Source organism: Pseudomonas chlororaphis subsp. aurantiaca (genome assembly GCF_013466605.1).
GTDB lineage: Bacteria > Pseudomonadota > Gammaproteobacteria > Pseudomonadales > Pseudomonadaceae > Aquipseudomonas > Aquipseudomonas chlororaphis_I.
Map to the genome: position 1 here is coordinate 5383349 of NZ_CP059162.1, position 11832 is coordinate 5395180.

Sequence of the window (11832 nt, forward strand, 5' to 3'; positions counted from 1 at the left end):
CGCCTGGTGTCACGCCAACGGCACCAGCCATTGCGCCGAAGAACGCGCCAGGTGCTCGGTGAGCAGGCCCAGCAGTTGGCCACCATTGCGCCAATGATGCCAGTACAGCGGCACATCGATCGGCTTATCTGGCAAAAGCTCCACCAACACACCCCGCGCCAACTGGTCGCGCACCTGCAATTCGGGCACCAGCCCCCAGCCCAGGCCGGCTTCGGTCAGGCGGATGAAACCCTCGGACGAGGGACACAGGTGATGCTCGAACCCGCCATCGACCCCCAGCGCCGCCAGGTAGCGGTGCTGCAGGAAATCGTCCGGGCCGAACACCAGGGCCGGCGTCCGGGCCAGGCGCTCGGCTTGCACGCCCTGCGGAAAATGCCGCGCCAGGAAGGCCGGGCTGGCCAGGGCCCGGTAGCGCATGGCCCCCAGCAACACGCTGCGGGCGCCTGCCACCGGCCGCTCGCTGGCGCAGACACAGGCCGCCACTTCCCCGGCCCGCATGCGCTTGAGGCCGACGGTCTGGTCTTCGACGACCAGGTCGAGGAGCAAATGCTGCTCGGCACAGAAGTCGCCCACCGCCTCGGCCCACCAGGTGGCCAGGCTATCGGCGTTGAGGGCGATGCGCAGACGCTCCGGCAAACCTTCCTCGTCCAGGGCCGGCACCTGGCTCTGCAGGTCGCGTTCGAGCAGGCGTACCTGCTGCACATGGTTGAGCAGGCGCCGGCCGATTTCCGTCGGCGCCGGCGGCGTGACCCGCACCAGCACCGGCTGGCCGATCCGCGCCTCGAGCAGCTTGATGCGCTGGGAAATGGCCGATTGCGACAACCCCAGCACCTGCGCGGCGCGCTCGAATCCGGCCTGTTCGATCACCGCGGCGAGGGCGGACAGCAATTTATAGTCGAACATCAGTTTCCCTAATGAGCGATCAGCAATATTGGTTTTTCTTATACAGCCTGCAACCGGAGAATAGCCAGCATGCTTTCTCGTTCAAGGACCTTTTTCATGGCTGGCGAAACCTCCCTCGATACCCTGCTGCGCAGCATGAGCCCACAGCTCAACCCCGGTGACTATGTGTTCTGTTCCATCGCCGATCGCGCGCTGCTTGAAGGCACTGATGTACTGGGCAGCTTTCGCGAGCAGGAAGGGCTCACGGTGATCCTCGAACGCCAACAGGCCGAACGGCTGGGGCTGGATTTCGACTACGTCGCGGCCTGGATCACCCTGAACGTGCATTCGGCCCTGGAAGCCGTCGGCCTGACCGCCGCGTTCGCCAGCGCCCTGGGCAAGGCCGGGATCAGTTGCAACGTGATCGCCGGCTACTACCACGATCATCTGTTTGTCGGTAAGGCCGATGCCGAGCGCGCCATGCACGTGCTGCGGCAACTGGCGGCGGGCGAGGAGTAAACGACATGTGGCAGAGCTACGTTAACGGGCTGCTGGTAGCGGCCGGGCTGATCATGGCGATCGGCAGCCAGAATGCTTTTGTCCTGGCCCAGAGCCTGCGGCGTGAACATCACCTGCCGGTGGCCGTGCTGTGCGTGACCTGCGATGCGTTGCTGGTGGCGGCCGGGGTATTCGGTCTGGCCACGGTGCTGGCGCAGAGCCCGACGCTACTGGCGGTTGCCCGCTGGGGCGGCGCCGCGTTCCTGATCTGGTACGGCAGCCAGGCCCTGCGTCGCGCCTGCTCCAAACAGAGCCTGCAACAGGGCGAGAACCAGACCGTCCGCTCGCTGCGCGCGGTGCTGCTCAGTGCGTTGGCGGTGACCCTGCTCAACCCCCATGTGTACCTGGACACGGTGCTGCTGATCGGCTCGCTGGGCGCGCAACAGACCGAACCCGGCGCCTATGTGGTCGGCGCGGCCAGCGCTTCGCTGCTGTGGTTTTTCACTCTCGCCCTCGGCGCCGCATGGCTGGCTCCATGGCTGGCACGGCCGAGCACCTGGCGCATTCTCGACCTGCTGGTGGCGGTGATGATGTTCAGTGTCGCGATTCAATTGATGACCGCTGGGTGATTTATTCCAAAAGGCTCTGGAACCTCTATCCCACACAGTTGTTGCGTGGTTATGCCGCACCCCCGGTGCTATGATCCGAACCCTGCGCCGCAAAGAGTACAAACTCCCCGGCGCTTGTCTGGCCGCCCGTGATCGGCCTTGCGCTCACCGCAACTGACCTGATTAGGAGAATCACCATGGCTTTCGAATTGCCGCCGCTGCCTTACGCACACGATGCCCTGCAGCCGCACATTTCCAAGGAAACTCTGGAATACCACCACGACAAGCACCACAACACCTATGTCGTGAACCTGAACAACCTGGTGCCAGGCACCGAGTTCGAAGGCAAAACCCTGGAAGAGATCGTCAAGTCTTCCTCGGGCGGTATCTTCAACAACGCCGCTCAGGTCTGGAACCACACTTTCTACTGGAACTGCCTGGCGCCAAACGCTGGCGGTCAACCAACCGGCGCACTGGCTGAAGCCATCAACGCGGCTTTCGGTTCGTTCGACAAGTTCAAGGAAGAATTCACCAAGACTTCCGTCGGCACCTTCGGTTCCGGTTGGGGCTGGCTGGTGAAAAAGGCTGACGGTTCCCTGGCCCTGGCCAGCACCATCGGCGCCGGCAACCCGCTGACCAGCGGCGACACCCCGCTGCTGACCTGCGACGTCTGGGAACACGCTTACTACATCGACTACCGCAACCTGCGTCCCAAGTACGTCGAAGCGTTCTGGAACCTGGTCAACTGGAAATTCGTGGCCGAGCAGTTCGAAGGCAAGACCTTCGTCGCCTAAGCCCGTTTGCAGTCAAAAAAACCCGGCATTGCCGGGTTTTTTTCGTTTTACCGGCAAGCGGCCGGCTTGCCGCGCCAGCCCGGCGCGCTAACATCCACTCAGGTAAAAAATCGCCGCCGTCCCTCAAGTTGCAAGGCTTGGCTACCGACATATAACCGATAAGCGTGGATAGGCTGGCTCCCGGCATTCCAGCCAAGCCGGCAGGTGAAATATCCTGGGCCTGATTGTCCCTTTGACTGCCATCACGGGATTGCCAATACTCATGGCAACTTGACGCTACACGCACGGAACAAGGAATAACCCTTTGAAGCTGGAACTCAAAAACAGCTTGTCGGTGAAGTTGCTCCGGGTTGTGCTGCTGTCGGCACTGATAGTGGGCGTAGTTCTGAGCTGCGCACAAATCGTCTTCGATGCTTACAAGACTCGGCAGGCGGTCGCTAATGATGCCCAGCGCATTCTCGACATGTTTCGCGACCCCTCGACCCAGGCCGTTTACAGCCTGGACCGCGAAATGGGCATGCAAGTCATCGAAGGCCTGTTCCAGGACGATGCCGTGCGCATGGCCTCCATCGGCCATCCCAACGAAACCATGCTTGCGGAAAAAACCCGTGAGTTGCAGACATCCCCCAGCCGCTGGCTGACCGACCTGATCCTCGGTAGAGAGCGCACCTTCACCACCCAGCTGGTGGGTCGTGGCCCCTACAGCGAATACTACGGCGACCTGAGCATCACCCTCGACACGGCCACCTACGGCCAGGGGTTCATCGTTAGCTCGGTGATCATTTTCATTTCCGGCGTTTTGCGCGCCCTGGCCATGGGCCTGGTGCTCTATCTGGTTTACCACTGGCTGCTGACCAAGCCGCTGTCACGGATCATCGAGCATCTGACCACCATCAACCCGGACCGCCCCAGCGAACATCAGATTCCCTTGCTCAAGGGCCACGAGCGAAACGAGCTGGGGATCTGGATCAATACCGCCAACCAGTTGCTGGCGTCGATCGAGCGCAACACGCACCTGCGCCATGAAGCGGAAAACAGCCTGCTGCGCATGGCCCAGTACGACTTCCTCACCGGCCTGCCCAACCGCCAGCAGTTGCAGCAGCAACTGGACAAGATCCTGATCGATGCCGGCCGCCTGCAACGCCGGGTCGCGGTGCTCTGTGTCGGCCTCGACGACTTCAAGGGCATCAACGAACAGTTCAGCTACCAGACCGGCGACCAGTTGCTGCTGGCCCTGGCCGATCGCCTGCGGGCCCACAGTGGCCGCCTGGGCGCCCTCGCCCGCCTCGGCGGCGACCAGTTCGCCCTGGTCCAGGCCGATATCGAACAACCCTACGAAGCCGCCGAACTGGCGCAGAGCATTCTCGACGACCTGGAAGCGCCGTTCGCCCTCGACCATCAGGAAATCCGCCTGCGCGCCACCATCGGCATCACCCTGTTCCCGGAAGACGGCGATAGCACCGAAAAGCTGCTGCAGAAAGCCGAGCAGACCATGACCCTGGCCAAGAGCCGGTCGCGCAACCGTTATCAGTTCTACATCGCCAGTGTCGACAGCGAGATGCGCCGGCGCCGCGAACTGGAGAAGGACCTGCGCGAGGCCCTGACCCGCCAGCAGTTCCACCTGGTCTACCAGCCGCAGATCAGCTACCGCGATCATCGGGTGGTCGGGGTCGAGGCGCTGCTGCGCTGGCAGCATCCGGAACACGGCTTCGTCCCGCCGGACCTGTTCATCCCCCTGGCCGAGCAGAACGGCACCATCATCGCCATCGGCGAATGGGTGCTGGACCAAGCCTGCCGCCAACTGCGCGAATGGCATGACCTGGGCTTCAGCGACTTGCGCATGGCGGTCAACCTGTCCACCGTGCAACTGCACCACGCCGAACTGCCGCGGGTGGTCAACAACCTGTTGCAGATCTACCGCCTGCCGCCGCGCAGCCTGGAGCTGGAAGTCACCGAAACCGGCCTGATGGAAGACATCAGCACCGCCGCCCAACACCTGCTGAGCCTGCGCCGCTCGGGTGCGCTGATCGCCATCGATGACTTCGGCACCGGCTACTCGTCCCTGAGCTACCTCAAGAGCCTGCCGCTGGACAAGATCAAGATCGACAAGAGCTTCGTCCAGGACCTGCTGGATGACGACGACGATGCCACCATCGTCCGGGCGATCATCCAGCTGGGCAAAAGCCTGGGCATGCAGGTGATCGCCGAGGGCGTGGAAACCGCCGAGCAGGAGGCCTACATCATCTCCGAAGGCTGCCACGAAGGTCAGGGTTATCACTACAGCAAACCCCTGCCGGCACGGGAGCTGAGCGCCTACCTGAAACAGGCCCAGCGCAGTAACGCGGCCATCCTCTGAAGACCCGATTGCGCGCATAAGCTTGATCCAGCGCAATCGTTTCCTGAATAGGAAATATTTACAACCACAACCCTTTACACATAATGCAAATCTTTCGCATTATGTCGCAGTTTTGCGCGCCCCCGCGCCAGTCCACCCCTCTCTCGAAGCAGGATGTTCGCCATGATTCGTATGCCTCTGGCTACCGCCAGTCTGTTGGCCATCGCTATTTCCCTCGCCGGTTGCGGCGAAGGCAAAGACAAGGCTGCCGCGCCGCAAGCCGCTGCTCCAGCCGCCAGCACCGCAGCCCCGGCCACCGCTCCTGCGGCCGGCAAGGTCGATGAAGCGGCGGCCAAGGCGGTCGTCGCGCATTACGCCGACATGGTCTTCGCCGTGTACAGCGATGCCGAATCCACCGCGAAGACCCTGCAGACCGCAATCGACGCCTTCCTCGCCAAGCCCAACGCCGACACCCTGAAAGCCGCCAAGGCGGCCTGGGTCGCCGCTCGCGTGCCTTACCTGCAGAGTGAAGTGTTCCGCTTCGGCAACACCATCGTCGACGACTGGGAAGGTCAGGTGAACTCCTGGCCGCTGGACGAAGGCCTGATCGACTACGTCGACAAGTCCTACGAGCACGCACTGGGCAACCCGGGCGCCACCGCCAACATCATCGCCAACACCGAAGTCCAGGTCGGCGAAGACAAGGTCGACGTGAAGGACATCACCCCGGAAAAACTCGCCAGCCTCAACGAGCTGGGCGGTTCCGAGGCCAACGTCGCCACCGGCTACCACGCCATCGAATTCCTGCTCTGGGGCCAGGACCTGAACGGCACCGGCCCTGGTGCCGGCAACCGCCCGGCTTCCGACTACCTGGAAGGCGCCGGCGCCACCGGTGGCCACAACGACCGTCGCCGTGCCTACCTGAAGGCCGTGACCCAGCTGCTGGTCAACGACCTGGAAGAAATGGTCGGCAACTGGAAACCGAACGTGGCCGACAACTACCGCGCCACCCTGGAAGCCGAACCGGCTGAAAGCGGCCTGCGCAAAATGCTGTTCGGCATGGGCAGCCTGTCCCTGGGCGAACTGGCGGGCGAGCGCATGAAGGTGTCCCTGGAAGCCAACTCCCCTGAAGACGAGCAGGACTGCTTCAGCGACAACACCCACAACTCGCACTTCTACGATGCCAAGGGCATTCGCAACGTCTACCTGGGCGAATACACCCGCGTCGACGGCACCAAGCTGACCGGCGCCAGCCTGTCGTCGCTGGTGGCGAAAATCGATCCGGCCGCCGACACCGCGCTGAAAGCCGACCTGGCCGCCACCGAAGCCAAGCTCCAGGTCATGGTCGATCACGCCAACAAGGGTGAGCACTACGACCAGCTGATCGCTGCCGGCAACGACGCGGGCAACCAGATCGTGCGTGACGCCATCGCCGCGCTGGTCAAGCAGACCGGTTCGATCGAGCAGGCCGCCGGCAAGCTGGGCATCAGCGACCTGAACCCGGACAACGCCGATCACGAATTCTGATCAACGTTGCGGGAATGCAACGGCGACCTTCGGGTCGCCTTTTTTATGCCTGGAGTCCTGTAGCCGCTGCCGCAGGCTGCGATAAGGCCGCAGGCCTTCAGCGATCTTGAACCCTGCGCCCCCTTCGGTGGCGATCGCAGCCTTCGGCAGCGGCTACGGGCGGGCGCTCCGCTCTTGCCTCAGGTCAAGCGGAACGATAATTCCTCTTATTCAAACTTCCCTGCCCTGTTAGACTTTGCGCCCTTGTTTTGCTCGTCCTGCAGGATATCCGATGTCCCCGTCGCTGCTTCGCTGGTCCGCGCTGTTCATGGCCTTGAGCCTGAGTGCCTGCGATGACGCCCCGCGTTTTACCCAGGCCGAGCCGGGCGAAGCGCGTTCCGGCGGTGAAGCAACCGTGCGCAAGAGCGACCAGAACGCCTTTTCCATGCCGTCAGCCAACCTGTCGCCGACCCGGCGCCTGGACTTCAGCGTCGGCAACAGTTTCTTTCGCAGCCCCTGGGTGATCGCCCCCTCGACCACCACCGCCCGCGATGGTTTGGGCCCGCTGTTCAATACCAACGGCTGCCAGAACTGCCATATCAAGGACGGCCGCGGCCACCCGCCGACGCCCGACTCGGACAACGCGGTGTCGATGCTGGTGCGCCTGTCGATCCCCAATGAGCCGGCCTACGCCAAGGCCATCGAGCAACTGGGCATAGTGCCCGAGCCGGTGTACGGCGGGCAGTTCCAGGACATGGCGGTGCCTGGCGTCGCCCCGGAAGGCAAGGTGCGGGTCGAGTACGAGCCGCTGACCCTGCGCTTCAAGGACGGCAGTGAGGTCGAACTGCGCAAGCCGAAGCTGCAGATCACCCAGCTCGGCTACGGCCCGATGCATCCCGACACCCGCTTCTCGGCGCGCGTGGCCCCGCCGATGATCGGCCTGGGCCTGCTCGAAGCCATCCCCGAGGCGGCGATCCTGGCCAATGCCCAGGCGCAGGCCAAGGCTGGCAACGGTATCGCCGGGCGGCCGAACCGGGTCTGGGACGATGCCCAGCAGAAGACCGTACTCGGGCGTTTTGGCTGGAAAGCCGGACAACCCAACCTCAATCAACAAAATGTCCACGCGTTCTCTGGTGATATGGGCCTGACCACCAGCCTGAGACCCTTCGATGACTGCACCGACGCCCAGACCGCCTGCAAGCAGGCCCCCAACGGCAAGGGGCCGGATGGCGAACCGGAAGTCAGCGACAACATCCTGCGCCTGGTGCTGTTCTACAGTCGCAACCTCGGGGTGCCGGCGCGCCGCGAGGTTGGTTCGCCGCAAGTGCTGGCCGGCAAGAACCTGTTCTACCAGGCCGGCTGCCAGTCCTGTCATACCCCCCAATTCACCACCGCCGCCGATGCCGCGGAACCCGAGCTGGCCAATCAAGTGATCCGCCCCTACAGCGACCTGCTGCTGCACGACATGGGCGAAGGCCTGGCCGACAACCGCAGCGAATTCCAGGCCGGTGGCCGCGACTGGCGCACGCCGCCGTTGTGGGGGATCGGCCTGACGCAAACGGTCAGCGGCCACACCCAGTTCCTGCATGACGGCCGCGCCCGCAACCTGCTCGAAGCCGTGCTCTGGCATGGCGGCGAAGCCCGGGCGGCGCAGCAACAGGTTTTATCCTTCAATGCCGAACAGCGCGCTGCGTTGCTGGCATTCCTGAATTCCCTTTAACGCCTTCCTACAAGAACCGGGAGCCCGAACATGTTCCGTCCCAAGCTGTTGTTCACCAGCCTTGCCGCGCTCGCCCTGGGCGCCTGCTCGCCACAGGACCCACAAGCCGTGACCTCGGCGGCCATCGCCAAACAGGTGATCCTGCCGACCTACAGCCGCTGGGTCGAAGCCGACCGCCAGCTGGCGATCAGCGCCCTGGCCTTCTGTGAGGGCAAGCAAAGCCTGGACACCGCCCGTGCCGACTTCCTGCACGCGCAGAAAGCCTGGGCCGAACTGCAACCCTTGCTGATCGGTCCGCTGGCCGAGGGCAACCGCTCCTGGCAGGTGCAATTCTGGCCGGACAAGAAGAACCTGGTCGGCCGTCAGGTCGAACAGCTGGTCAGCGCCACGCCGCAGATCGACGCCGCCGCCCTGGCCAAATCCAGTGTCGTGGTGCAAGGCCTCTCGGCCTACGAATACATCCTGTTCGACAGCAAGATCGACATGGCCGACAGCGCGCAGAAAGCCCGCTACTGCCCGCTGCTGACTGCCATTGGCGAACGCCAGAAGCAGCTCGCCGAAGAGATCCTGTCACGCTGGAACACCAGCGACGGCATGCTCGCGCAGCTGAGCAAGTTCCCCAACCAGCGCTACGCCGATTCCCATGAGGCCATCGCCGACCTGCTGCGAGTCCAGGTCACCGCGCTGGACACCCTGAAGAAGAAGCTCGGCACGCCGATGGGCCGTCAGAGCAAGGGCATTCCGCAGCCGTTCCAGGCCGACGCCTGGCGCAGCCAGTCGTCCATGCAGAGCCTGGAAGCCAGCCTCGCCGCGGCCCAGACGGTTTGGGCCGGGGTCGACAACAAGGGCCTGCGCGGCCTGTTGCCGGCCGAGCAGAAGCCGCTGGCGGACAAGATCGACGCTGCCTATGCCGCCTCGCTGAAGCTGTTCGCCAGCACCCAGCGCTCGCTGACCGAACTGCTGGCCGACGACGCCGGCCGCCAGCAACTGAACGATATCTACGACAGCCTCAACGTCGTCCACCGCCTGCACGAAGGCGAGCTGGCCAAGGCGCTGGGCATCCAACTGGGCTTCAACGCCAACGACGGTGACTGATCATGCTGCGACGTCAGGCTTTGGCACTCGGCAGCCTGCTGCTGAGCGCCGTCACGCTGGGTGGCTGGACGCTGTTCAAGCACAAGGACCAGGGCCCGCTGTTGCTCTCGGCGCGGGATGACGGCGACGGCAAGCACTACGCCGTCGGCTATCGCCTGGACGGCCAGCCAGTGTTCACCACCCAGGTCGGTCAACGCTGCCATGACATCGTCAACCACCCGACGCTGCCGATCGCCCTGTTCGTCGCCCGCCGCCCGGGCACCGAAAGCTACCTGATCGACCTGCGCGACGGCACCCTGCTGCAAACCCTGGCCTCGCAGCCGAACCGGCACTTTTATGGCCACGCGGTAATCCACAAGAGCGGCGACTGGCTGTACGCCACCGAGAACGACACAAGCGATCCGGGTCGCGGCCTGCTCGGGGTGTACCGGTTCGAGGACGAACGCCTGGTGCACAGCGGCGAGATCCCGACCCACGGCATCGGCCCGCACCAAGTGTCGTGGATGCCGGACGGCGAAACCCTGGTGGTGGCCAACGGCGGGATTCGCACCGAAGCGGAAAGCCGCATCGAGATGAACCTCAACGCCATGGAACCGAGCCTGGTGCTGATGCGGCGCGACGGCAGCCTGCTGAGCAAGGAAACCCTGGCCCAGCAGATGAACAGCGTGCGTCACATGGGCATCGCCGGCGACGGCACCATAGTCACCGGCCAGCAGTTCATGGGCGATGCCCATGAGTCGTCGCAGTTGCTGGCGATCAAGCGCCCGGGGCAGCCGTTCCAGGCCTTCCCGGTGGCCGAGCACCAGTTGCAGGCGATGGGGCATTACACCGCCAGCGTCGCGGTGCACAGCGAACTGCGCCTGGTGGCCCTCACCGCCCCGCGCGGCAATCGCTTTTTCATCTGGGACCTGGACAGCGCCGAAGTGCGCCTGGACGCCCCCTTGCCTGACTGTGCCGGGGTCGGTGCGGTGGCGGATGGTTTTGTCGTGACCTCGGGCCAGGGGCGTTGCCGCTTCTATGACTGTCGCCAGAAACAACTGGTGGCAAAGCCTCTGGATTTGCCGGCAGGGCTCTGGGACAACCATTTGCACCTGGTCTAGTTTTCGCCGCCGCGCAGGATTGGAAAACAGGACTCTGGATGACCGGATTGTCATCTGGAAGCCCCCGGAAAGTCGGAGTAATGTCTGCGGCAATCAGCTTGGTTTTCCCAGCTTCGTTTTCCAAGGAACCGGAATATGCTGCGTCGCCGCATGTTTATCATGTTGGGTGTCGTCCTGCTGATCGTGTTGTTGCTGGCAGGCTACAAGGCCTTCTCCATCTATCAGCAGGTCAAGCTCTTCTCGGTGCCCAAGCCGCCGATCAGCGTGGCCGTGGCCACGGCTCGCGAACAACCGTGGCAAACCCGCCTGCCCACGGTCGGCACCCTCAAGGCCCTGCAAGGGGTCAACCTCAGCCTGGAAGTGGCCGGGACCGTCAAGGAACTGCAGTTCGAGTCCGGGCAGAAGGTCACGGCCGGCCAGCCCTTGCTGCAACTCGACAGCGACGTGGAAAGCGCCCTGCTGGAAACCGCCAAGGCCGACCTGGGCCTGTCCCAGCTGGATTTCGGCCGCGGCAGCCAGCTGGTGGGCAGCCAGGCGATTTCCCGCGGCGAATACGATCGGCTGTCGGCGCAGTTGCAAAAGAACAAGGCCACGGTCAATCAGCTCAAGGCGGCACTGGCGAAAAAACGCCTGCTCGCGCCCTTCAGCGGCACCATCGGCATTCGCCATGTGGACGTCGGCGACTACCTGGCCAGCGGCACGGTGATCGCCACCCTGCAGGACCTCAGCAGCCTGTACGTGGACTTCTTCGTCCCGGAACAGGCAGTGCCGAAAATCGCCCTGGGCCAGTCGGTCAGCGTGATGGTCTCGGCGTACCCGACGGAACAGTTCACCGCCACCATCAGCGCCATCAACCCCAAGGTCGAAGACACCACGCGCAACGTGCAGGTGCGCGCCACCCTGGCCAACCCCGACGGCAAGCTGCTGCCGGGCATGTTCACCAACCTGCAGGTGCTGCTGCCCGATCCACAGCCCCGGGTGGTGGTACCGGAAAGCGCCATCACCTACACCCTGTACGGTAACTCGCTGTACGTGGTGGCCGAGAAAAAGGCCGCCGATGGCAGCCCGGAAAAAGACGACAAGGGCCAGCCGGTGCTGATCGCCGAGCGGCGTTTCATCGAAACCGGCGAACGGCGCAACGGCCTGGTGCTGATCAACAAGGGCGTGAGCAGCGGCGAACAGGTGGTGAGCGCCGGGCAGATCAAGCTGGACCATGGCGCGCACATCGCCATCACCCCGGACAAGATGCTGCCCACCGAACAGAGCGGCCAGCCACGCGCGAACTGATCAAGGA

Annotated in this window: 10 protein-coding genes; 9 read left to right on the top strand and 1 reads right to left on the bottom strand. The window is 63.9% G+C overall.

Annotated features, from left to right (window positions below; all coding sequences use genetic code 11):
- Window positions 1-9: 9 nt before the first annotated feature.
- Window positions 10-903: a LysR family transcriptional regulator ArgP gene (locus H0I86_RS24505; RefSeq protein ID WP_180922494.1), complete on the bottom strand. Its 894-nt coding sequence runs from the start codon at window positions 901-903 to the stop codon at window positions 10-12.
- A gap of 96 nt (window positions 904-999) precedes the next feature.
- Between H0I86_RS24505 and H0I86_RS24510 the strand changes: the two genes are divergently transcribed.
- The 9 genes from H0I86_RS24510 to H0I86_RS24550 all read left to right on the top strand — a co-directional run bounded on the left by H0I86_RS24510 (window position 1000) and on the right by H0I86_RS24550 (window position 11825).
- Window positions 1000-1401 (top strand): ACT domain-containing protein, encoded by a 402-nt coding sequence (locus H0I86_RS24510; protein WP_180922495.1) that lies wholly within the window; start codon window positions 1000-1002, stop codon window positions 1399-1401.
- 5 nt (window positions 1402-1406) lie between these two features.
- Window positions 1407-2009, top strand: a complete 603-nt coding sequence (locus H0I86_RS24515; protein ID WP_124322071.1) for a LysE/ArgO family amino acid transporter — start codon at window positions 1407-1409, stop codon at window positions 2007-2009.
- Window positions 2010-2185: 176 nt separating this feature from the next.
- Window positions 2186-2782 carry a superoxide dismutase gene (locus H0I86_RS24520; protein ID WP_007929765.1) on the top strand — a complete coding sequence of 199 codons (597 nt, stop codon included), beginning with the start codon at window positions 2186-2188 and terminating at the stop codon, window positions 2780-2782.
- A gap of 304 nt (window positions 2783-3086) precedes the next feature.
- Window positions 3087-5138 carry a putative bifunctional diguanylate cyclase/phosphodiesterase gene (locus tag H0I86_RS24525; protein WP_180922496.1) on the top strand — a complete coding sequence of 684 codons (2052 nt, stop codon included), beginning with the start codon at window positions 3087-3089 and terminating at the stop codon, window positions 5136-5138.
- Between the two features lie 162 nt (window positions 5139-5300).
- On the top strand, window positions 5301-6644 hold the full coding sequence (locus H0I86_RS24530) for an imelysin family protein (RefSeq protein WP_180922497.1): 1344 nt from the start codon (window positions 5301-5303) through the stop codon (window positions 6642-6644).
- Between the two features lie 271 nt (window positions 6645-6915).
- Complete coding sequence (locus H0I86_RS24535; protein ID WP_180922498.1) at window positions 6916-8343, top strand: di-heme oxidoreductase family protein; 1428 nt, start codon at window positions 6916-6918, stop codon at window positions 8341-8343.
- A 30-nt stretch (window positions 8344-8373) separates the two neighbouring features.
- Complete coding sequence (locus H0I86_RS24540) at window positions 8374-9438, top strand: imelysin family protein (RefSeq protein WP_180922499.1); 1065 nt, start codon at window positions 8374-8376, stop codon at window positions 9436-9438.
- Window positions 9439-9440: 2 nt separating this feature from the next.
- Window positions 9441-10538, top strand: a complete 1098-nt coding sequence (locus H0I86_RS24545) for a DUF1513 domain-containing protein (protein ID WP_180922500.1) — start codon at window positions 9441-9443, stop codon at window positions 10536-10538.
- A gap of 135 nt (window positions 10539-10673) precedes the next feature.
- Complete coding sequence (locus H0I86_RS24550) at window positions 10674-11825, top strand: efflux RND transporter periplasmic adaptor subunit (protein WP_180922501.1); 1152 nt, start codon at window positions 10674-10676, stop codon at window positions 11823-11825.
- Window positions 11826-11832 lie beyond the last annotated feature (7 nt).

Bases quoted from the DNA above. Each gene is read 5' to 3' on its own strand.
- H0I86_RS24505 (WP_180922494.1), bottom strand. From the start codon at position 903: ATGTTCGACTATAAATTGCTGTCCGCCCTCGCCGCGGTGATCGAACAG.
- H0I86_RS24510 (WP_180922495.1), top strand. From the start codon at position 1,000: ATGGCTGGCGAAACCTCCCTCGATACCCTGCTGCGCAGCATGAGCCCA.
- H0I86_RS24515 (WP_124322071.1), top strand. From the start codon at position 1,407: ATGTGGCAGAGCTACGTTAACGGGCTGCTGGTAGCGGCCGGGCTGATC.
- H0I86_RS24520 (WP_007929765.1), top strand. From the start codon at position 2,186: ATGGCTTTCGAATTGCCGCCGCTGCCTTACGCACACGATGCCCTGCAG.
- H0I86_RS24530 (WP_180922497.1), top strand. From the start codon at position 5,301: ATGATTCGTATGCCTCTGGCTACCGCCAGTCTGTTGGCCATCGCTATT.
- H0I86_RS24535 (WP_180922498.1), top strand. From the start codon at position 6,916: ATGTCCCCGTCGCTGCTTCGCTGGTCCGCGCTGTTCATGGCCTTGAGC.
- H0I86_RS24540 (WP_180922499.1), top strand. From the start codon at position 8,374: ATGTTCCGTCCCAAGCTGTTGTTCACCAGCCTTGCCGCGCTCGCCCTG.
- H0I86_RS24545 (WP_180922500.1), top strand. From the start codon at position 9,441: ATGCTGCGACGTCAGGCTTTGGCACTCGGCAGCCTGCTGCTGAGCGCC.
- H0I86_RS24550 (WP_180922501.1), top strand. From the start codon at position 10,674: ATGCTGCGTCGCCGCATGTTTATCATGTTGGGTGTCGTCCTGCTGATC.